19 protein-coding genes are annotated in these 19,528 nt (G+C 71.8%); 12 read left to right on the forward strand and 7 right to left on the reverse strand.

Going from position 1 to position 19,528, the window contains the following annotated elements; translation table 11 throughout:
- Positions 1 to 34 precede the first annotated feature (34 nt).
- From O7634_RS22730 to O7634_RS22740, 3 genes are all read right to left on the reverse strand, one after another.
- Complete coding sequence (locus tag O7634_RS22730; RefSeq protein WP_278152145.1) at positions 35 to 748, reverse strand: hypothetical protein; 714 nt, start codon at positions 746 to 748, stop codon at positions 35 to 37.
- Between the two features lie 99 nt (positions 749 to 847).
- Positions 848 to 1,510 carry a response regulator transcription factor gene (locus O7634_RS22735; protein WP_278152146.1) on the reverse strand — a complete coding sequence of 221 codons (663 nt, stop codon included), beginning with the start codon at positions 1,508 to 1,510 and terminating at the stop codon, positions 848 to 850.
- A gap of 16 nt (positions 1,511 to 1,526) precedes the next feature.
- Positions 1,527 to 2,657: a sensor histidine kinase gene (locus O7634_RS22740; protein ID WP_278152147.1), complete on the reverse strand. Its 1,131-nt coding sequence runs from the start codon at positions 2,655 to 2,657 to the stop codon at positions 1,527 to 1,529.
- 144 nt (positions 2,658 to 2,801) lie between these two features.
- Between O7634_RS22740 and O7634_RS22745 the strand changes: the two genes are divergently transcribed.
- The 9 genes from O7634_RS22745 (at position 2,802) to O7634_RS22785 (ending at position 11,635) form a co-directional block, all read left to right on the forward strand.
- Positions 2,802 to 3,794: a carboxymuconolactone decarboxylase family protein gene (locus O7634_RS22745; protein WP_278152148.1), complete on the forward strand. Its 993-nt coding sequence runs from the start codon at positions 2,802 to 2,804 to the stop codon at positions 3,792 to 3,794.
- 9 nt (positions 3,795 to 3,803) lie between these two features.
- Positions 3,804 to 4,241 carry a DUF6220 domain-containing protein gene (locus O7634_RS22750; RefSeq protein ID WP_278152149.1) on the forward strand — a complete coding sequence of 146 codons (438 nt, stop codon included), beginning with the start codon at positions 3,804 to 3,806 and terminating at the stop codon, positions 4,239 to 4,241.
- Complete coding sequence (locus O7634_RS22755; protein WP_278152150.1) at positions 4,238 to 5,980, forward strand: multicopper oxidase family protein; 1,743 nt, start codon at positions 4,238 to 4,240, stop codon at positions 5,978 to 5,980. The genes O7634_RS22750 and O7634_RS22755 overlap by 4 nt, the downstream gene beginning before the upstream one ends.
- A 40-nt stretch (positions 5,981 to 6,020) precedes the next feature.
- Entirely contained in the window at positions 6,021 to 6,446 is a 426-nt protein-coding gene (locus O7634_RS22760) for an OsmC family protein (RefSeq protein WP_278152151.1), read from the forward strand.
- A gap of 48 nt (positions 6,447 to 6,494) precedes the next feature.
- Entirely contained in the window at positions 6,495 to 7,580 is a 1,086-nt protein-coding gene (locus O7634_RS22765; RefSeq protein WP_278152152.1) for a hypothetical protein, read from the forward strand.
- 126 nt (positions 7,581 to 7,706) lie between these two features.
- Entirely contained in the window at positions 7,707 to 9,110 is a 1,404-nt protein-coding gene (locus O7634_RS22770) for a non-reducing end alpha-L-arabinofuranosidase family hydrolase (protein WP_278152153.1), read from the forward strand.
- 159 nt (positions 9,111 to 9,269) lie between these two features.
- Complete coding sequence (locus O7634_RS22775; protein WP_278152154.1) at positions 9,270 to 9,884, forward strand: dihydrofolate reductase family protein; 615 nt, start codon at positions 9,270 to 9,272, stop codon at positions 9,882 to 9,884.
- A gap of 60 nt (positions 9,885 to 9,944) precedes the next feature.
- Entirely contained in the window at positions 9,945 to 10,619 is a 675-nt protein-coding gene (locus tag O7634_RS22780) for a hypothetical protein (protein WP_278152155.1), read from the forward strand.
- 122 nt (positions 10,620 to 10,741) lie between these two features.
- Complete coding sequence (locus O7634_RS22785; protein WP_278152156.1) at positions 10,742 to 11,635, forward strand: SGNH/GDSL hydrolase family protein; 894 nt, start codon at positions 10,742 to 10,744, stop codon at positions 11,633 to 11,635.
- Between the two features lie 54 nt (positions 11,636 to 11,689).
- Here the strand turns inward: O7634_RS22785 and O7634_RS22790 are convergent, their stop codons facing one another.
- On the reverse strand, positions 11,690 to 12,418 hold the full coding sequence (locus O7634_RS22790) for a TetR/AcrR family transcriptional regulator C-terminal domain-containing protein (protein WP_278152157.1): 729 nt from the start codon (positions 12,416 to 12,418) through the stop codon (positions 11,690 to 11,692).
- Between the two features lie 118 nt (positions 12,419 to 12,536).
- Between O7634_RS22790 and O7634_RS22795 the strand changes: the two genes are divergently transcribed.
- Positions 12,537 to 13,517: an NAD(P)-dependent alcohol dehydrogenase gene (locus tag O7634_RS22795; RefSeq protein WP_278152158.1), complete on the forward strand. Its 981-nt coding sequence runs from the start codon at positions 12,537 to 12,539 to the stop codon at positions 13,515 to 13,517.
- An 88-nt stretch (positions 13,518 to 13,605) separates the two neighbouring features.
- On the opposite strand, the gene O7634_RS22800 is transcribed toward O7634_RS22795, so the two are convergent.
- The 3 genes from O7634_RS22800 to O7634_RS22810 all read right to left on the reverse strand — a co-directional run bounded on the left by O7634_RS22800 (position 13,606) and on the right by O7634_RS22810 (position 16,568).
- Positions 13,606 to 14,634 carry a glycoside hydrolase family 11 protein gene (locus O7634_RS22800; protein WP_278152159.1) on the reverse strand — a complete coding sequence of 343 codons (1,029 nt, stop codon included), beginning with the start codon at positions 14,632 to 14,634 and terminating at the stop codon, positions 13,606 to 13,608.
- 351 nt (positions 14,635 to 14,985) lie between these two features.
- Positions 14,986 to 16,152, reverse strand: coding sequence for a DUF6596 domain-containing protein (locus tag O7634_RS22805; RefSeq protein ID WP_278154049.1), 1,167 nt, complete (start codon positions 16,150 to 16,152; stop codon positions 14,986 to 14,988).
- 8 nt (positions 16,153 to 16,160) lie between these two features.
- Positions 16,161 to 16,568 carry a YciI family protein gene (locus tag O7634_RS22810; RefSeq protein WP_278154050.1) on the reverse strand — a complete coding sequence of 136 codons (408 nt, stop codon included), beginning with the start codon at positions 16,566 to 16,568 and terminating at the stop codon, positions 16,161 to 16,163.
- A gap of 197 nt (positions 16,569 to 16,765) precedes the next feature.
- Here O7634_RS22810 and O7634_RS22815 point away from each other — a divergent pair, with 197 nt between their 5' ends.
- Both O7634_RS22815 and katG read left to right on the forward strand, forming a co-directional pair.
- Positions 16,766 to 17,221 carry a Fur family transcriptional regulator gene (locus O7634_RS22815; protein ID WP_278152160.1) on the forward strand — a complete coding sequence of 152 codons (456 nt, stop codon included), beginning with the start codon at positions 16,766 to 16,768 and terminating at the stop codon, positions 17,219 to 17,221.
- Positions 17,218 to 19,494 carry a catalase/peroxidase HPI gene (katG, locus tag O7634_RS22820; protein WP_278152161.1) on the forward strand — a complete coding sequence of 759 codons (2,277 nt, stop codon included), beginning with the start codon at positions 17,218 to 17,220 and terminating at the stop codon, positions 19,492 to 19,494. The genes O7634_RS22815 and katG overlap by 4 nt, the downstream gene beginning before the upstream one ends.
- Positions 19,495 to 19,528: the final 34 nt, after the last annotated feature.

The following is a 19,528-nucleotide window of genomic DNA, read 5'->3' on the forward strand; positions in this document are numbered from 1 at the left end:
TGCGCGCAGTTGTCGTCGTCGCGCTCGGTCGACCTCAGACCAGGAACTGCTCCCGCATCGTCGCGCCCAGGTTGATCCCGCCGACCGCCCGGGGGCTGGCCGGGTCGTGCACGGCGACGGTGTTGTTGCGCCGCATCAGCTCGCGGACCGCGGGCGGCAACCGGGGCGGGTCGTCCATGGCGGTGAGGACCTGCGCCGCGCTGGCGATCAGCCGGTCGACCAGGGCGGCGGCGTCGGTGTCCACCCGCACCCGGCCGTACTCCCAGCCGGCGGTGGTGAGGTCGAGCACCTCGAACACCCGGGTCAGCAGCGGGTTCGGGTCGGTCACCTGCTCCAGCCGGGGCGCCCGGTCGCCGACCACCGCGACAGCGGCGGTCACCTGCGCGTACGGGTGGAACCCGCAGGGCAGCGCGAACAGCGGCCAGCGCAGGGCCGGGCCGGCCTCCTTCCACAGCGGCCGGTAGTTGCGGCGGTGCACCAGCAGCCGCCGGCCGGTGCGCTGGTGGATCTGGTGCGCCTGGGCCTGGAGGTCGACGTGGGCCTCGTCGGCGACCTGGCTCACGATGCGGGCCGCGACCACCAGGCCGTCGTCGCTGTTCAGAGTGCCGGTCAGCGCCTCGACCTGCTCGGGGAAGCGGATCCGCGCGTGCGCGCCGTAGCGGGTCTGGACGTCCCGTAGCAACGCCTGCTGGTGACCCGGGTCAAGCTGGACGCGCTTGGTGCCAAACAGTCGACGCAGCCAACGCATGTCGCCTCGTTTCAGCAGAGCCGTCGCGGACGGCGGCAATGCTAGTGCGTCGACCATCGCCCGTGTTTCCAAGGGGTGGCTGGGAGACGTCGACACGTGTCACCGTCGGCGCGGCGCGACCAGTCCCGACTCGTACGCCCACACGACCAGCTGGGCGCGGTCACGGCAGTGCAGTTTGGTCATCGCCCGGTTGACGTGGGTCTTGGCGGTCAACGGGCTGATCACCATGCGGGCGGCGATCTCGTCGTTGGTCAGCCCTCGGGCGACGAGTTCGACGATCTCCCGTTCCCGGGTGGTCAGCACGTCCTGGCCGGCGGTCGGCGTGGCCGGTGGCGGGCCGGCCACGAACTCGCTGATCAGTGTCCGGGTGACGGTCGGCGCGAGCAGCGCGTCGCCGCGGGCCACCACGGCGACGGCGTGCAGCAGGTCGGCGGGGTCGGCGTCCTTGAGCAGGAAGCCGCTGGCGCCCGCGCGGAGAGCGGCGAAGACGTACGAGTCGAGCCCGTAGTTGGTCAGGATGAGCACCCGGACCGCGGCGAGGTCGGGGTCCGCCGCGATGCGGCCGGTGGCGTCGATGCCGTCGAGACCGGGCATCTGCACGTCCATCAGGACCACGTCCGGCCGTAGCCGTCGCGCGAGGTCGACAGCCGAGGCGCCGTCGGTGGCCTCGCCGACGACCTCGACGTCGTCCTCGGCGTCGAGCAGCGCCCGGAAGCCGGCCCGCATGAGCGCCTGGTCGTCGGCGAGCAGCACCCGGATCACGCCCGGCCCCCGTTGCTCACGCGGACTCCCGCAGCGGGATGGTCGCCCGTACCGTGAAGCCGTGGTCGTCGTTGGCGGCGGCCCGCAGCGTGCCGCCCAGCGCGGTGACCCGTTCCCGCATGCCGCGCAGCCCCACCCCCGGCGTGGGCGGCCGGGCGGACGACGCCTGCCCGTCGTCGGTGACCGCCACGGTGAGCCCGGTCGGGGCGTACTCGACGAGGACCTGCGCGGTGGCCGGGCCGGCGTGGCGGGCCACATTGGTCAGGGCCTCCTGGATGACCCGGTAACCGGCCTGGTCGACGTCGTCGGGCAGCCCCCGTGCCTGCCCGACGACCGTCACCCGCACCGGGACGCCGACCGCCCGGGTCCGTTCGGCCAGCTCCTCCACCCGGGACAGCCCGACCCGGTCACCGTCCTCGGGAGCGCGCAGGACGTCGAGGGTCGTCCGGAGTTCCCGCATCGCGGCGCCGCTGGCCTCCTGGATCGCCAGCAGCGTGGCCGACGGCTCCTCACCGTGCTTGCGGGCCAGGTGCACCGCGATCCCGGCCTGCACCTTGATCACCGAGATGCTGTGGGTCAGGGAGTCGTGCAGGTCGCGGGCGATGCGCAGGCGCTCCTCCCCGGCGCGGCGCAGGGCCACCTCCTCGCGGGTGCGTTCGGCCTCGATCGCCCGTTGTTCGACCTGCTCCAGGTACGCCTGGCGCTGCCGCGCGACGAGCCCGGCCACGTTCGCCGCCACGAACCAGCCCAGCAGCAGCGCCGTCCGTTCGGCGACCAGTTGGGCGGGACGGTCGCCCGGCGCGCTCGCGACGTCGCGGGCCAGGAAGCCGCCGAGGAAGGCGAGACTGGCCACGAGCGCCGCCGCCCGCTGCCCCCGCCAGGCGGCGACGTAGACAGCGCCCAGGACGGGAAACGCGGCGGACGCCCCGGGGTGCACCCGGAGATGGACGGCCAGCATGGCGGCGGTTACCACGCCCAGCGCCGGCACCGGGTACCGCCGGCACGCCGCCACGGCGACGACCATGGCCACCACCAGGACGACGTCGAGCACACCGATCCGCGCGGCGTCCGGGGTGAGCGCGGCGTTGCCGAGCAGGAGGGCGCCGAGGGCGAGGCCACTCAGGGCGTACGGGAGGTCGCGGCGCATTGTCGCACTGTAGAACGGTCGTCCCCGGCGTAGCGTCCCGCCAGCGTGGTAGATGCGGCGTACCACGGACGCGGTAGCGGCGGCGCCGCAAGTGTCCACGACGGAACGACGCTTTCCCCGGCCGCCGTGGCGAGCATCGAACCCATGACCTACCGCTTCTTCGCCCCGCCCCCCGCGAGGGCGGCGACCGGCCGCACCGCGGCGGTGTACCAACAGACGCGCGACGACTTTCTCGGGCCGCTGCCCACCTTCCAGGCCCTGTCGGCAGTGCCGGAGGTGCTGGCCGGGACGTGGTCGCTGATGCGGGAGGCCCTGCTCGCCGGGGACGCGTCCCGCACCGAGCGCGAACTCGTCGCGGCGGCGGTCTCCCGGGCCAACCGCTGCCAGTTCTGCCTCGACGCCCACGTGCTGCTGCTGCACGCGCTCGGCGAGCCGCGGCTGGCCGCCGCCGTCGCCCGTGGTGACACGCCACCCCAGCAGAGGCACGCCGAACTCGTCCGCTGGGCGCAGTCCAGCCGCAACCCCCGGGCCGCCGGCTGGAGCAGCCCGTACCGCCCGGAGATCACCGGCACCCTGCTCGCCTTCCACTTCATCAACCGGGTCGTCTCGGCCCTGCTCGACCCGGACCTGCTCCCCGGCGGCCTGCACCGCGCCCCGCTGGTGCGCTCGGTCGGCGGCCGGTTCTACGCCAGGGCGGCCCGGGAACCGAAGGAACCCGGTCGCAGTCTCCCGCTGCTCGACGCCGCCGACGCCACGACGCCACCCGGCTGGGCGGGGGACAGCCCGGTGGGCGTCGCGTACGTGGCCCTGCGGCACGCCGCCCTGCGGGGCGGGGAGCTGCTGGGCGAGGTCGCCCGCCAGACCGTCACGGCCACCGTGCGCTGGGAGGACGGGCGGTTCCCGGCCCGACCCGCCGACTGGGCCGTCGACCTGGTCCGGGACATCCCCGGCACGGACCGCATCGGCACCCGGATAGCGCTGCTGGTGGCGTTCGCGCCCAGCGCCGTCAGCCCGGGTGACGTCGCGCTCTGGCGACTGTCGCACCCGCACGACGCCGACCTCGTCCGGCTGGTCGCCTTCGGGGCGATCGCCGCCACCGACCACGTCGCCCGCGCCCTGGCGACGGCCCACAGCTAGGAGACCCCGATGCGTAAGGCATTCATGATCAGCAGCGGCCTGTTGCTCACGGCGTACGCCCTCCAGTTCGTGTTCGCCGCCATGGGCGGGTTCACGAAACCCGCCGGCGACGACGCGTACACCCTGCACAGCGTCAACGGCATGGCGGTCATCCCGGCCCTCAGCCTGCTCACCGTCCTGTTCGCGGCCCTGGCGAAGGCGCCCGGCCGGCTGGTCGGGCTGGCGACCCTCCCGCTCGGCCTGGTCGTTCTCCAGCCGGTCCTCGCCATGCTCGCCAACGGGTCCGCCGACGCCACCGGCGCCAGCACGCCCCTCGGGTTGGTCATCGGTGGGCTGCACGCGCTCAACGGGATCGTCGCGGTGCACGTCGTGGCCGCCGTCATGCGGGGAGTGGGTCGGTTGAGCAGCGACGCTCCGGCGGCCGTCCGGGAAGAGGCCCCGGCGTGAGCACCGGATCGCTGCTCGTGGGAGACCTGCTGCTGACGATCCTCGCCGCCGGTGGGTGGTTGGGAGGCGGCGCCGCGGCGGCCGTCCGCCGTCGGGGGCTCGCCCGGGGCCTGGCGGCCCTCGGGCTGCTCGCCACGCTCGCCCGCGCGATCACCATCGCCGCTCTCGCCCGCGCCGGCTGGTGGTTCGCCGCCGAGAAGGTCCTGATCGCCGCGCCGCTGTCCCTCGTCGCGGTGGTCGTCGCGGGGCCGCGGGCGCTGCGGCCCCCGGGCGACATCCGGGCCGTCGCGGTCGGGCTCCTGTTCGCCGGGTACGCCACGAGCGCCGGCCTGCTCGTCACGGTCCTGCACGGCTACCCGGCGTCGGCGGGCACGGGACTGCTGGCGGTGGCCGGCGTCGTCGCCGCGACTGTCGTGACGTGGCGCGCGCTCGGCGCACGGCCGCCCCGCGCGGCGTCCCGGGTCGCCGTCGCGGTAGTTGTGGTGGCGTTGGTGACCGGAACCGGCCTGACCGCCGCCGCGGGCGGACGTGCCCCGAGCGCGCCGCACGCGCACGACCACCCGGTGGACCGGATCGCCGCCGAACCCACCCGGCTGTTCACGCTCACCGCCGCGACCGCCACCGTACGCGTGAGCGGCCGGGACGTCGCGGCGTGGGCGTTCAACGGGCAGGTGCCCGGCCCGGAGCTGACCGCCACCGTCGGCGACGTCGTGCAGGTGACGCTGCGCAACCGGGACATCGGACGTGGCGTCACGCTGCACTGGCACGGGTACGACGTGCCGAACGGTCAGGACGGGGTGCCCGGCGTCACCCAGGCGGCGGTGCTGCCCGGCGAGGAGTTCGTCTACCGGTTCCGGGCCGAGCAGGCCGGGACGTACTGGTACCACACGCACTCGGTCTCCGACGTCGGCGTGCGCAGGGGTCTCTACGGGGTCCTGGTGGTGCGCCCGCAGCCGCCGACCGGCCTCGACCTCACGGTGCCCGTGCACACGCTGGCGGGCCTCGCGCTACCACCGGCGCGCTCGGAGCAGGTCCGGGCCGGCGCGCCCGTACGGTTGCGTCTGATCAACACCGACAGCACCACCCACCGCTACGCCCTCGCCGGCACCGCGTTCCGGGTCGCCGCGATCGACGGCGTGGATCTGCGGGGGCCGACGCCGCTCGCGGACACCGCCGTGCTGATCCCGGCCGGAGGCCGCTACGACCTCGTGTTCGACGCGCCGCCCACACCGGTGGCGCTGCTCGTCGACGGACGGGTCGTCTTCTCGACCGGCCCGGTGTCCACCGCGACCGGGGACTGGCCGCTGCTGGATCCGCTGCGCTACGGCGTGCCCGTCCCGGTGCCGTGGTCCCGGTACGACCGGAGGTTCACCCTCGTCCTGGACCGTGGTCTCGACCTGCGCGCCCTGGTGCCGCGCTACGCGCACACCGTCAACGGCGCGGCCGACAGGGACATCCCCCCGCAGGTCGTCCGCCTCGGCGACGTCGTCCGCTTCACGATCGTCAACCGGTCGCAGGTCGTCCACCCCTGGCACCTGCACGGTCACCACGTCCTGGTGCTGTCCCGTGACGGCGAGCCGGCGGCCGGCAGCCCGCTGTGGCTGGACTCGTTCGACGTCCGCCCCGGGGAGGTGTGGGAGGTGGCGTTCCGGGCCGACAACCCCGGGGTGTGGGCGAACCACTGCCACAACCTGGCGCACGCCGACGCCGGGATGACGACGCACCTGATGTACTCGTGACCGCCGCCGTCGTCGGTCGCCCTCCGGGTAGGTTCGTGCCATGAGTGACGACAGCTTCCGCTCGGTGGAGATCGAGCGCGCCAGCCTGGGCAGCTACTTCGTACGCAACGTGCGGGGCGGGTCGGTGACGGTGGGCACCGGTGACGACGCCAGCTTCACACCGGTGGAGCTGCTGCTGGCCGCCATCGGCGGCTGCACCGCCGTGGACGTCGACTACATCACCAGCCGTCGCGCCGAGCCGACCCGCTTCGTCGTCCAGGTCACCGGCGACAAGATCCGGGACGAGGCCGGCGGTAACCGGATGCAGAACCTGAAGGTCGAGTTCTCGGTGACGTTCCCGGAGGGCGCCGAGGGCGACAGGGCCCGAGAGGCGCTGCCCCGGTCGCTCCAGCAGTCGCACGACAGGTTGTGCACCGTCTCCCGCACCGTCGAGCTGGGCACTCCGGTCACCACTGTCAGCGCCTGAGCACGGCTACTCAGGTTCCGCGCGGTGCGCTTGTGTGAAGGTGACAGGATGCGTCGACTGCTGGTGCCGCTGCTGATGGTGTTCGCTGTCGGCGCGGCGTGCGCCGAGCCGACCGCTCCGGCGGACCGCGCGGAGGGGTCGGTCGCGGAGGCTGCGCCCACCGCGCTGCTCCCCGACGGCAGTGTTCCGTGGGCCGACCTGAGGATCACGGCGGAGGACCTCAACGGTCGTCCCGCCGGGCCGCGTGTCCCGGCCCCCGGAAGTGCGCCGTGCCGGGCCGAGCAGCTGTCCGGCCGGCTCGACACCTGGACGCGTCCGGGCGCCGGTGGCGAGACTCCCCGAGGCTTCGACGCGGCGATCGGCAAGCTCATCGGAGAGGTGGACGTGCGCAACACGTCCACTGTCGAGTGCACAGTGCGGGGTGAGGTGCCCACGACCATGCTCGCCGGTGAGCGCGAGATCCCCATGCACTACACGCACGACATCGACGAGGCGGGGCGGAGCCGGGTCGTCGCGGTGCCGGCCGGTGGGCACGCGCGCCTGCGCCTGGACTGGTCGGGGCCGTTCTGCCAGTCCGTGCGACCGCCGGTGGAGCTGGCGATCGAACTGCCGGACGACGGCGGCACCCTGCGAGCGCCGGTCACCGCCGACGACCGTCCGGGCTGCCCCCAGGGGGAGGGGGTCAACCCCCGTGCGCGGGCGACGTTGTACGCGAGCGGATTCACCGAACCGGCGGTGGTGCCGACGCCCCGGTCCTCGCCACTCGACCAGCTCACCGTCGATGTCCAGGGCCCGACGACGGTGAAGGCCGGCTCGCCGGTCACGTTCCGGGTCACGCTCGGCAACCCGACCGGACGTCCGCTCGCGCTGGACCCGTGCCCCGGCTACCTGGTGGAGCGCTTCTCGCTCGGCGACGCGACGAACGAGGCGGTGAACACGGCACAGCTGTACCGGTTGAACTGCCACCCGCTCGCCCAGATCCCGGCCCGCGGCGTAGCCGTGTTCGAAATGGTCGTCGAGGTACCTGCCGCGATGCGTTCGGGTCGCGAGCTGACCATTACCTGGAAGCTTTATCTGCCGCACTACGGGCAGCGTGGCAACCAGTTCGACGTATTTTCGACGACGGTCTCCTGAGCGCGTGTCTTGAGGGTGTGGGAGCGCTCCCGTAGCATGTCGGACGCGGCCTGTTAACGCTCACAAGCATCATGCGGCAGCGACCACCACCAATGCATGGGCCGCCGTCCCGTCAGGAGGGTGCTAATGAAGAGATCCAGAGCCACCAATGTCGGCCTGGTATCGGCCGGCGTCGCGTTAGTGGTGTCGTCCTCGATTGTCGCGGCGTTGCCGGCCGGCGCCGCCGCCGCCGGGTGCTCGGTGACGTACGCCGTGTCGTCGCAGTGGCAGGGCGGGTTCGGGGCCAACGTGTCCATCACGAACCTGGGTGACGCGGTGAGCAGTTGGACGTTGACGTGGTCCTACGGCGCCGGGCAGACGGTGACGCAGGCCTGGAACACGACGCTGACGCAGAGCGGCGCGGCGGTGACGGCGCGGAACGTGAGCTACAACGCCGCGATCCCGACCAACGGCAGCGTGTCGTTCGGCTTCAACGGGTCGTGGACGGGCAGCAACCCCGCGCCGACGACCTTCGCCCTCAACGGCGTCACCTGCACCGGCGGTACGACGAACCCGCCGACCGACCCGCCGACCGACCCGCCTACCGACCCGCCGACCGATCCGCCCACGACGCCGCCGACCACGTGTAACCTGCCGTCGACGTACCGCTGGTCGTCGACCGGCGCGCTGGCGCAGCCGAGGTCGGGTTGGGTCTCGCTGAAGGACTTCACCGTCGCGCCGTACAACGGCCAGCAGCTCGTCTACGCGACGACCCACGACACCGGGACCAGGTGGGGTTCGATGAACTTCAGCCTGTTCACGAACTACTCGCAGATGGCGTCGGCGACGCAGAACCCGATGAACTCCGCGACCGTCGCGCCGTCGCTGTTCTACTTCGCGCCGCGCAACATCTGGGTGCTGGCGTACCAGTGGGGCGGCCCGGCGTTCTCGTACCGGACGTCGACCAACCCGACGAACGCGAACGGGTGGTCGTCGCCGCAGACGCTGTTCAGCGGCAGCATCTCCAACTCCGGCACCGGCCCGATCGACCAGGCGTTGATCGGTGACGACCAGAACATGTACCTGTTCTTCGCCGGTGACAACGGCCGGATCTACCGGGCCAGCATGCCGATCGGGAACTTCCCGGGCAGCTTCGGCTCGAACTACACCACGATCATGACGGACTCGACGAACAACCTGTTCGAGGCCGTTCAGGTCTACAAGCTCCAGGGGCAGAACCGCTACCTGATGATCGTCGAGGCGATCGGTTCGCAGGGCCGCTACTTCCGGTCGTTCACCGCCAGCAGCCTGGGTGGCACCTGGACGCCGCAGGCCACCAGTGAGAGCAACCCGTTCGCCGGCAAGGCCAACAGCGGCGCCACCTGGACCAACGACATCAGCCACGGTGAGCTGCTGCGGACCAACGCGGACCAGACGATGACCGTCGACCCGTGCAACCTGCAACTGCTCTACCAGGGTCGCTCACCGAACTCCGGTGGCGACTACGGGCTGCTGCCGTACCGGCCGGGTCTGCTGACCCTGCAACGCTGACCGCACAACCCGACCATCCGGGCGGGTCCGGCAGGACGCCGGGCCCGCCCGCCCCGTTGCGGCGCGACCTGCGGCGCCGGAAACGGGATTGTGTCCGACGGTTCTGGGATGATGCGCCGGTCGATCTGTCGACATCACCTGACTCGAAGGGGCACCGCGATGGCACCTGTCATCTCCACGCTGTTCATCTCGGCCGACGGCGTGGCCGAGATCGACCCGGACTGGCACTTCCCGTACTTCGACGAGAACATGGGTCGCGCCGTCACCGAGGACTACGCAACCGCCGACGTGCTGCTGATCGGTCGCGAGACCTATGACAGCTTCGCCGGGGCGTGGCCTGACCGGGAGGCCGCCGGTGGCGAGGACGCGCCGTTCGCCAAGCAGCTCGGCGACATGCGCAAGGTCGTGGTCTCGCGCCAGCCGCTGGAGTTCTCCTGGCGTAACTCGGAGCTGATCCAGGGGGAGCTGCCCGCCGCCGTCGCCGCCCTCAAGGCCGACGCCGGTGTGCGCGGCATCCTCATCCCCGGGTCGATCTCCGTGGTGCAGCAACTGCTCGCCGCGGGGCTGGTGGACGAGCTGCGGCTGCTGGTGCACCCCGTGGCGGCGCGCAAGGGTCGCCGGCTGTTCGACGAGGGCGACGCCGCGTACCACCTGCGTGTGGTGGCGTCCGAGGCGTTCCCGACGGGTGTGCTCCGCGTGATCTACGCGCCGGCGCCGGCGCCGGGCGCGGCCGGCTACGACGACGTCAAGGACCAGGTGCCCGCCGGCGCCTGACGGCCCGCGCCGGGCGTCCTCGTCTCCGGATCGTCGGAGGTCCGTGTGACGATCTCCGTCGTGACCGCGTGGACCTACAACGACCGCCCCGAGGGCGTCCGCTTCCTCACCGACCGCATTCCCGAGCCCGACCGCACCACCATCGAGGACGAGCTGTGGTCCTGGATCGTGCGCGGCGAGACCGACGCCGACGAGTTCGTCGATTTCTTCGACGACGAGGAGGAGCGCTGCGGCACCACCGACGACGAGTTGCGGGAGGCGCACGACAGGGCGCTCACCGCCCGGCGGGCGCAGCAGCGTGAGTGGGGCGAGGTGCACGGCAACATCAGCCGTGCCTTCGCCGAGCTCAACGACCTGGGGGTGTTGGCCCGGGCCAATTTCAGCTGTTGTGGCACCTGCGCGGGGGCTGAGATCGACGACGAGCGCGACGACTCCCGGCACTGGCGCGGATACCTCTGGTTCCACCAGCAGGACACCGAGTCTCTGCTCGCCAGTGCCGACGGCGAGGTCTACCTCGGCTACGGCGTCTACCCTCCGCCCGACTTCGACGAGGCCGCCTACGAGCGCCTGTCCGAGGCTGAGCAGCAGGCCGGCTACCAGGCCGATCTCGAGCGGCTGCTCGACGACGTCGCGTTCCCCGTGCTGCGCCGGCACGGCATGCGGGTGGAGTGGAACCGCAAGCAGTCCCGGCGGATCAGGGTCACCGGCGCGCAGTGGTATGCGCCGGTGGATTGAGCGACACCGATCCATCCCACACTTCGGGCGGATTTTTAGTGAGGTTCATCGATATTGACGAGCGGCGTCGGCGGCGAAAGGATCTCGGCACCACCCCACCGTGATCCCTCCTGGGAGGCGCCATGACCCGTCCCCGCCTGCCCCTGCTGCGGGCAGCCACCCGGCTGGCCGCACTCGCCGTCGCCACCGCCGGTGTGCTGCTCACCGTCGCCACGCCCGCCAGCGCCGCCGTGCCCACCGGCCGCTACGTCGCGCTGGGTGACTCGTACACCGCCGGGCCGCTGATCCCCACCCAGGTCGACCTGAACTGTCTGCGGTCCAACCGGAACTACCCGTCGCTGGTGGCGGCGTCCGCCGGCTCCTCGTCGTTCGTCGACGTGAGCTGCTCCGGCGCCACCACCGACGACATCCTCTACGGCGGCAGCGGGCAGCTGGGCATCACGCTGCCGCCGCAGCTGAACGCGGTCACCTCGAGCACCGCGCTGGTGACGGTGCAGATCGGCGGCAACGACATCGGCTTCTCCGGAATCATCAGCGCCTGCGCGGAGGCGAGCGTCAGCAGTCCTCTCGGGTCGCCGTGCAAGAACCAGTACACCGCCGGTGGCGTCGACCAGTTGCAGCAGCGGATCGTCGCCGCCACGCCGAAGATCACCGCCACGCTCCAGGCGATCCGGCGTGCCGCGCCGAACGCCCGGGTCGTGGTCCTGGGCTACCCGGCGATCCTGCCGGACACCGGCTACGGCTGCTGGCCCGTCGTGCCGATCGCCTACCAGGACGTGCCGTACCTGCGCACCATCGAGAAGTCCCTCAACGCGATGCTGGCCACCGCCGCGAGCGCCAACGGCGCCACCTACGCCGACGTCTACACCCCGTCGATCGGCCGGGACGCGTGCAAGAGCAGCGGCACCCGGTGGGTCGAGGGGTTGGTGCCGCAGAACTCGGCAGCGCCCTTCCACCCCAACGCCCGTGGTGAGCAGGGCATGGCCACCGCTCTGCTGGCCCGGCTGAGCAGCTGAGCGGCCGGTGACCTGACGGCGGGGCGGGCGCCCGGTGCGCCCGCCCCGCCGCTGTCATCCGTCGCTCTGCCGGCCCTCGCGGGGCGACGCCCAGCCCTGCCGGTGCAGGCGCTCGATGCCGTCCAGCAGCAGGTCCAGCGCGAACTCGAACTCGAACTGGTCGTCGCAGCCCTGGCCGAGGACCGACCCGTCGTCGTGCGCGGCCGCCAGAGCCACCTCCGCGACGTGCGGGAACCGGGCCGCGATCTCCGGTGGTAGAGCGGCCGGCGGGTCCGGCTCGCCGCGGCCGGACCGGCCGGCGCGTCGGGAGGCGTCGAAGAGTTCCTGGCTGAAGCCCAGGACGCGACTGCCCATGGCGTGCATCACGTGGTGGGCGAGGTCGACGGAGAACCCTCCCGCCCGCAGTGTCCCGATCACCCCGTCGAGATAGGCGAGGATGGCCGGGGTGGCCATGTTCCGCGACTCGATCGCGAGCGGCGCCCAGGGGTGCCGGCGCAGCGTCCGCCGAGCCGAGAGGATGCGCTGTCGGACGGCGGACTTCCAGTCGGCGTCCGACCCGGGCGCGTCGATCTCGCCGACCACCACGTCGATCATGCCGTCGAGCAGCTCGTCCTTGTTGGACACGTGCTTGTAGAGGGCCATCGGTACGACGCCCAGGTCCTGGGCGAGGTTGCGCATGCTGAGCGACTCGATCCCGGTCTCGTCGGCGAGCGCGACGGCGGCGCGTAGCACCCGATCCCTGCTCAGCGGTGTGCGGCGCAGCGTCTCCGCCTGCTCGGCCATCTCGCTCCTCGTCGTCCGTCGGTCAACCGAACCCTAATCTCCTTGACAGGTGTACGGCGTACACCTAGCCTTTTCCGCAGGAGGGTGTACGCCGTACACCAGGGGAGGGGTGACCCGCATGAAGGCGATCGTCCAGGACCGGTACGGCCCACCCGAGGCGCTCACGCTCGCCGACGTGGACCCGCCGACGCCCGCCGCCGACGACGTGCTCGTCCGCGTCGAGGCGGCCGCGCTCAACGCGTACGACTGGCATGTGATGCGGGGTGATCCCCGGATGGCGCGGTTGGCGATGGGGTGGTCGCGGCCCCGCGCGCGCATCCCCGGCCGGGACTTCGCCGGCCGGGTGGAGGCGGTGGGCGACCGGGTGCGACACGTCCGCCCCGGCGACGCCGTCTTCGGCGATCTCGGAGAGGCCGGCGGCGCGTTCGCGGAGTACGTGTGCGTGCCGGAGGGTCTGGTCGCGGCGCGACCGGCGAACCTGACCCCGCAGCAGGCCGCCGCCCTGCCGCTGGCCGGCGCCACCGCGCTCCTGGGTCTGGAGGCGGGGCGGGTCGGCCCCGGCTGCCGCCTCCTGGTCAACGGGGCGTCCGGTGGCGTCGGCACGCTGGCGACCCAGCTGGCGACGGCGCTCGGCGCGACGGTGACCGCCGTGTGCGGCACCCGCAATGTCGAGCTGGTCCGGTCGCTCGGCGCCGCGCACGTCGTCGACTACACACGCGCCGACTTCGCCACTGACACCCGCCGCTACGACGCGGTGTTCGACCTGGTTGGCAACCGTTCACTCACGGCGCTGCGCCGGGTGCTCACCCCGACCGGGACGCTGGTGCTCTCCGGCGGCGGTGTCTACCGCGGCGGCAGCCTGATCGGGCCGCTCGGGCTCATCGCGCGGGGGCGGTTGCTGGCGCCGTTCGTGCGGCACCGCGTCGTCGTCCTCGCGGCCGTGCCCGGTCGGCGGCACCTCGACGCGCTCCGCGTCCACGCCGAGAGCGGCCGCCTCACCCCGGTCATCGACCGGGCCTATCCGCTGCGCGACGTGCCCCGGGCCCTGCGCTACCTCGAGGTCGAGCACGCGCGGGCGAAGGTGGTCGTCACCGTCTGACGCCCGGTGCCGGTCGGCGGCCCCGGCACACCTCTGGCGTGACGGCCGGGGGCCGCCACGCCAGAGGTGTGGTGTCAGACGTTCGGTGTCAGCTGGTACGGCAGCTGACCGTCGGCCAGTTCCAGTTGCCGTTGGCCATGATCGTGATGCCGAAGTTGTTGCCGTTGCCGTTCGGCCTGGCCGTGACGGTGCCGCTGGTGCCGCTGACGGAGGCGTTCCAACTGTTCTGGATGCTCTGGCCGCCACCGAGGCCGAGGCTGACCACCCAGTTGTTGGTGCCGCTGACCGCGACGTTCAGGTTGAAGCGGTCACCCCACGACTGACCGGCGGAGAGCACCGCGGTGCAGTTGCCGGTGCCCGGGTTGCCGGTGGTCGGCGGGGTGGTCGGGTTGCCGCCGCCGCCCTCCCAGACGTTGATGTCGGAGCTGCCCTGGCTCTGGTAGCCCTCGGTGGCCATGATCTGGTACGAGTGGTTGCTGCCGAGGTTCAGGCCGGCGCGGGCCCAGGCGTCGAAGTGGTTGGCGGTGGTGATGGTGCCGCTGGAGCGCTTCTGCTGGCGGACGCTCCAGTACTGGTAGAACGTCTGGGTGCCGTCGATCGACGGGGCGTTGACCCGCTGGCTGCGCAGGATGTCGTAGGTGCCGCCGTCGGTGGTGACGGTGCCCAGCCGCTGGGCGCCGCTGCTCGGGTTGTAGTTGCCGAAGTTCTCCACCACGTAGTACTCGATGAGCGGGTTGCGCGTCCATCCGTACAGGGCGAGGTAGGTGTTGTTGTTACCCGGGTTGTAGCTGCCCGAGTAGCTGACCGTACGCCGGTTGCCGGTGGCCCAACCCTTGCCGCCGACCCAGTTGTTGGTGCTCCGGTCCCAGCTGCTGGAGTAACGGCCGTTCTCGCGCAGCGTCATGCTGGCGTTGCCGCTGTCCTTCCAGAACGAGAAGTAGTAACCGTTGTGGGTGCCGGTGGTGCTCGAGCTGACCGTGCGGTCGGCCTCGGCGTACGCGTTGGTGGCCGTCACCGTGCCGGTGACCGCCAGGGCGACGGCGCAGGCGGCGCCGAGGAGCAGCCGCATGCGGCCGCGTCTTCCCGGGGTGATCGGGGTGTGGCTGGTGTCGCTCATGGACGTGTTTCCTCCTTGTGACAGCTGGCCGGAGGCCAGCGGCGCGGTACGCCCCAGCAGGCTGCCGGTGGCCGGGTAACGGCCACGGGCGTCATACCGCTCGGTGGTGGTGGCCGGTCGTCCTGCACGACGACCGGAGGAGTGGGTCGCGCTGACTGACATTGACGGCGATTGAGTGCCGTCGATGGGGACCGTATTGACCCGGCCGTTGTCTTGTCAACAAGTTCCGGAAACACGTCGGCAACAGCGGCCCCGGCCATGATCCAGTGGCGGAAAGCATCAACCGAGGTCAGTAGTCGATCAGTGGTCCAGGCCGAGTCGGCGCGATCTCGCTGCTGGATCAGGTCCCGATCAGAATTGGTCGGAAGTTCCGGAGACTTTTCGGAGGGCGTGCAGGCGGGCGGCCGAGCGGGTCAGGTGATCGCGTTCGGCGAGGTTCGGCGCCTTCTGGGCTGCCGTGGCGTACAGCCGTGCCGCCGTCGCGAGGTCGCCGTCACGCTCGTGCAGGTACGCCGACACCGCCGTGTGCCGGGGCAGCGTGTCGTCCAGCGCCGCGAGCGCCGCCAGGCCGGCGCGCGCCCCGTCCGCCTCGCCGACGGCCACCGCCCGGTTCAACCGGACGACCGGGCTGTCGGTCAGTCGCGTGAGTTCGTCGTACCACTCGACGATCTGCACCCAGTCGGTGGCCTCCGCCGTCGGCGCGTCGGCGTGCAGCGCCGCGATGGCGGCCTGGGCCTGGAACTCGCCCAGCCTGTCGCGAGCGAGGGCCGCCTGGAGGATCCGCACGCCCTCGGCGATCATCCGGGTGTTCCAGCGGCCGCGGTCCTGATCCGCCAGCGGCACCAGGCTGCCGTCGGCCGCCGTACGGGCGGCACGCCGGGCGTGGTGCAGCAGCATGAGCGCGAGCAGCCCCGCCACCTCGGGGTGGTCGATCACGGCCGCGAGTTGCCGGGTGAGCCGGATGGCCTCCGCGGCGAGGTCGACGTCTCCCGAATAGCCCTCGTTGAAGACCAGGTAGAGGACGCGCAGCACGGTGGCGACGTCGCCGGGTCTGTCGAGGCGTACGCCGGTGACGGTGCGTTTCGCCCGGCTGATGCGCTGCGCCATGGTCGCCTCGGGGACCAGGTAGGCCTGTGCGATCTGACGGGTGGTGAGCCCGCCGACGGCGCGCAGCGTGAGCGCGACGGCGGACGACGGCGTCAACGACGGGTGCGCGCAGAGGAAGTAGAGCTGGAGCGTGTCGTCGGCGCTGGGAACGGGCCCGGGCGCCGGCTCCTCGTCGACGAGATCCTCGCGCCGACGCCGTGCGGTGTCGGCGCGGGCCGCGTCCAGGAACCGGCGCCAGGCCACGGTGACCAGCCAGCCGCGCGGGTCGCGCGGGGGATCGGCCGGCCAGGCGCGGACCGCCTCGACCAGCGCGTCCTGCACGGCGTCCTCGGCCGCCGCGAAGTCGACTCCGCGGCGGACGAGGACTCCGAGCACGCCCGGCGTGAGGCTGCGCAGCAGCGCCTCGTCCAGCTCGGTGGTCATTCGGTGACGGTCGGCGGCTCGGTGAGGAAGGGTCGCAGTTCGAGCCACTCGTGGATCGGCTTGCCGCCCGCCCCGGGAGCGGCGGACAGCTCCCCGGCCAGCTCGACGGCCCGCTCGTAGCTGTCGACGTCGATCACCATCCAGCCGGCGATGAGGTCCTTGGTCTCGGCGAAGGGGCCGTCGGTGACCGGCGGTCGCCCCTCGCCGTCGTACCGGACGAAGGTGCCTTCGGGGGCGAGCGCCTGGGCGTCGACGAACTCGCCGGTCTCCTCCAGCCGGGCCGCGAAGTCGTTCATGTACCGCATGTGGGCCGAGATCTCCTCCGGCGTCCACTCGGTCATCGGCACGTCGTTGACCGCGGCCGGGGCGCCCCGGTAGTGCTTCAGCAGCAGGTACTTGGCCATGTGCTTCTCCTTGGTGCGGTGGCGACCCTCTGTGGTCACGTTCACCTCGGGGACGGAGCCGATCGCCGGGTCTCGACATCGCTGCCCGGATTTTTTCCTCAGGCAGGTTAACCTCGGGTGAATCGTCCGGTGTTGCGGCATCCCGAGGTGGTGCCAAACTTGATTCGTTCCAGAATAGTGGGCTAGTGTTCCTACCCGTGACGACCGACTTCGAGGCGCAACTTCGGGCCGCCTCGTTGCGCGTGACCCGACCACGGTTGGCGGTGCTCGCGGCGCTGCGCGACCACCCGCACATCGCCACCGACGCGGTGATCGCGCTGGTCCGGGCCGATCACCCCACGATCTCCCACCAGGCCGTCTACGACGTGCTGCGGGTGCTCACCGACACGGGCCTGGTGCGACGCATCCAGCCCGCCGGGGCGATCGCCCGCTACGAGTCCCGCGTCGCGGACAACCACCACCACATCGTGTGCCGCTCCTGCGGCGCCATCGCCGACGTCGACTGCGCCGTCGGTCACGCCCCCTGTCTCACCGCCTCCGACGACCACGGCTTCGTGGTCGACGAGGCGGAGGTCGTCTACTGGGGCACCTGCCCCGACTGCGCGACCGCCCGCACGCCCCAGAGATCCGCAAGCTCGGAAGGAAGTTCATGAGCGACACCCAGGACAACGGCCCCGTCAGCGCGCAGGGTGTGGACCAGAAGGCAGCCGCCGGCTGCCCGGTCGCGCACGACTCGGTGACCGCCCACGGCAGCGAGAGCGAGAACCCGGCGATCGACTCGCCGACCCCGAAGACCGGTGGCCGCCCGCGCACCAACCGTGACTGGTGGCCCAACCAGCTCGACCTCTCGGTGCTGCACGCCCACTCGCCCAAGGGCAACCCGCTGGGCGCGGACTTCAGCTACGCCAGGGAGTTCGCCAAGCTCGACGTCGAGGCGCTCAAGCGGGACATCGTCGAGGTGCTCACCACCTCGCAGGACTGGTGGCCGGCCGACTTCGGGCACTACGGCGGCCTGATGATCCGGATGAGCTGGCACGCCGCCGGCACGTACCGGATCGAGGACGGCCGCGGCGGGGCGGGCGACGGCGGGCAGCGGTTCGCGCCGCTGAACAGCTGGCCGGACAACGCCAACCTGGACAAGGCCCGCCGGCTGCTCTGGCCGGTCAAGCAGAAGTACGGCCAGCAGATCTCCTGGGCCGACCTGCTCGTGCTCGCCGGCAACGTCGCCCTGGAGTCGATGGGCTTCAAGACCTTCGGCTTCGGCTTCGGTCGCGAGGACGTGTGGGAGCCGGAGGAGATCTTCTGGGGTCCGGAGGACACCTGGCTGGGCGACGAGCGCTACACCTCCGAGAAGGAGATGTCCGCAGGCGTCGGCTCGACCGAGATGGGCCTCATCTACGTCAACCCGGAGGGTCCCCGCGGCAACGCGGACCCGGCGGCGGCGGCGCACTTCATCCGTGAGACCTTCGGCCGGATGGCGATGAACGACGAGGAGACCGTCGCCCTCATCGCCGGTGGCCACACCTTCGGCAAGACCCACGGCGCCGGTGTCGCCGACAACCACGTCGGTCCCGAGCCGGAGGGCGCCCCGCTGGAGGCGCAGGGCCTGGGCTGGCTGAGCACCCACGGCAGCGGCAAGGGCGCCGACACGATCACCAGCGGTCTCGAGGTGACGTGGACCGACGTGCCGACGCAGTGGAGCAACCGCTTCTTCGAGATCCTGTTCGGCTACGAGTGGGAGCTGACCACCAGCCCGGGTGGCGCGAAGCAGTGGGTCGCCAAGGACGCCGAGGCCATCATCCCGGACCCGTTCGACCCGTCGAAGAAGTACAAGCCGACGATGCTCACGACCGACCTGTCGCTGCGCGTCGACCCGGCGTACGAGAAGATCTCGCGCCGCTTCCTGGAGAACCCGGACGAGTTCGCGCTGGCCTTCGCCAAGGCGTGGTACAAGCTGCTGCACCGCGACATGGGCCCGATCGAGCGCTTCCTCGGACCGTGGGTGGCGGAGCCGCAACTGTGGCAGGACCCGGTGCCGGCCGTCGACCACGAGCTGGTGGGTGACGCCGACGTCGCCGCCCTCAAGGCCAAGGTGCTCGAGTCCGGTCTCACCACGGCCCAGTTGGTCTCCACCGCCTGGGCGTCCGCCGCGAGCTTCCGCAACACCGACAAGCGCGGTGGCGCCAACGGCGCGCGGATCCGCCTGGAGCCGCAGCGCAGCTGGGAGGTCAACCAGCCGGAGCAGCTGGCGAGCGTGCTGAGCACGCTCGAGGGCATCCAGCAGGAGTTCAACGCCGCCGGTGGGGCGAAGATCTCGCTGGCCGACCTGATCGTGCTGGCCGGCTCGGCCGCGGTGGAGAAGGCGGCGCGCGACGCCGGTGTCGAGGTGACAGTGCCGTTCCGGCCGGGCCGCACCGACGCCAGCCAGGAGCAGACCGACGTGGAGTCGTTCCGGGTCCTGGAGCCGCGTGCCGACGGGTTCCGTAACTACCTGCGTCCGGGCGAGAAGACCCAGCCGGAGGTGCTGCTCATCGACCGCGCCTACATGCTCAACCTCAGCGCGCCCGAGATGACCGTCCTCGTCGGCGGTCTGCGCTCCCTCGGCGCCAACACCGGTGGCACCCAGCACGGGGTCCTCACCGACCGGCCGGGCGTGCTCACCAACGACTTCTTCGCCAACCTGCTGTCGCCGGGCACCCGGTGGGCCGCGTCGAAGACCGACGAGCACGTGTACGAGATCCGCGACCTGGCCACCGACGAGGTGAAGTGGACGGCCACCGCTGTCGACCTCATCTTCGGGTCCAACTCGCAGCTGCGGGCCCTCGCGGAGGTCTACGCCAGCCAGGACGGCCGGGACAAGTTCGTCACCGACTTCGTGGCCGCCTGGACCAAGGTCATGGAGCTGGACCGCTTCGACCTGGTCTGACAGGTTCCCACTGACGAGCCCCGGTCAACCCGAC

Origin of the sequence: Micromonospora sp. WMMD1120 (assembly GCF_029626235.1) — a bacterium.
Taxonomy (GTDB): domain Bacteria; phylum Actinomycetota; class Actinomycetes; order Mycobacteriales; family Micromonosporaceae; genus Micromonospora.

Coding starts and splice junctions, on each gene's coding strand:
- O7634_RS22790 (WP_278152157.1), bottom strand. CDS start 12,418: ATGGCCGAGCAGGCGGAGACGCTGCGCCGCACACCGCTGAGCAGGGAT.
- O7634_RS22800 (WP_278152159.1), bottom strand. CDS start 14,634: ATGAGCGACACCAGCCACACCCCGATCACCCCGGGAAGACGCGGCCGC.
- O7634_RS22810 (WP_278154050.1), bottom strand. CDS start 16,568: ATGGCCAAGTACCTGCTGCTGAAGCACTACCGGGGCGCCCCGGCCGCG.
- O7634_RS22730 (WP_278152145.1), bottom strand. CDS start 748: ATGCGTTGGCTGCGTCGACTGTTTGGCACCAAGCGCGTCCAGCTTGAC.
- O7634_RS22740 (WP_278152147.1), bottom strand. CDS start 2,657: ATGCGCCGCGACCTCCCGTACGCCCTGAGTGGCCTCGCCCTCGGCGCC.
- O7634_RS22750 (WP_278152149.1), top strand. CDS start 3,804: ATGCGTAAGGCATTCATGATCAGCAGCGGCCTGTTGCTCACGGCGTAC.
- O7634_RS22775 (WP_278152154.1), top strand. CDS start 9,270: ATGGCACCTGTCATCTCCACGCTGTTCATCTCGGCCGACGGCGTGGCC.
- O7634_RS22795 (WP_278152158.1), top strand. CDS start 12,537: ATGAAGGCGATCGTCCAGGACCGGTACGGCCCACCCGAGGCGCTCACG.
- O7634_RS22785 (WP_278152156.1), top strand. CDS start 10,742: ATGACCCGTCCCCGCCTGCCCCTGCTGCGGGCAGCCACCCGGCTGGCC.
- O7634_RS22745 (WP_278152148.1), top strand. CDS start 2,802: ATGACCTACCGCTTCTTCGCCCCGCCCCCCGCGAGGGCGGCGACCGGC.
- O7634_RS22765 (WP_278152152.1), top strand. CDS start 6,495: ATGCGTCGACTGCTGGTGCCGCTGCTGATGGTGTTCGCTGTCGGCGCG.
- O7634_RS22770 (WP_278152153.1), top strand. CDS start 7,707: ATGAAGAGATCCAGAGCCACCAATGTCGGCCTGGTATCGGCCGGCGTC.
- O7634_RS22760 (WP_278152151.1), top strand. CDS start 6,021: ATGAGTGACGACAGCTTCCGCTCGGTGGAGATCGAGCGCGCCAGCCTG.
- katG (WP_278152161.1), top strand. CDS start 17,218: ATGAGCGACACCCAGGACAACGGCCCCGTCAGCGCGCAGGGTGTGGAC.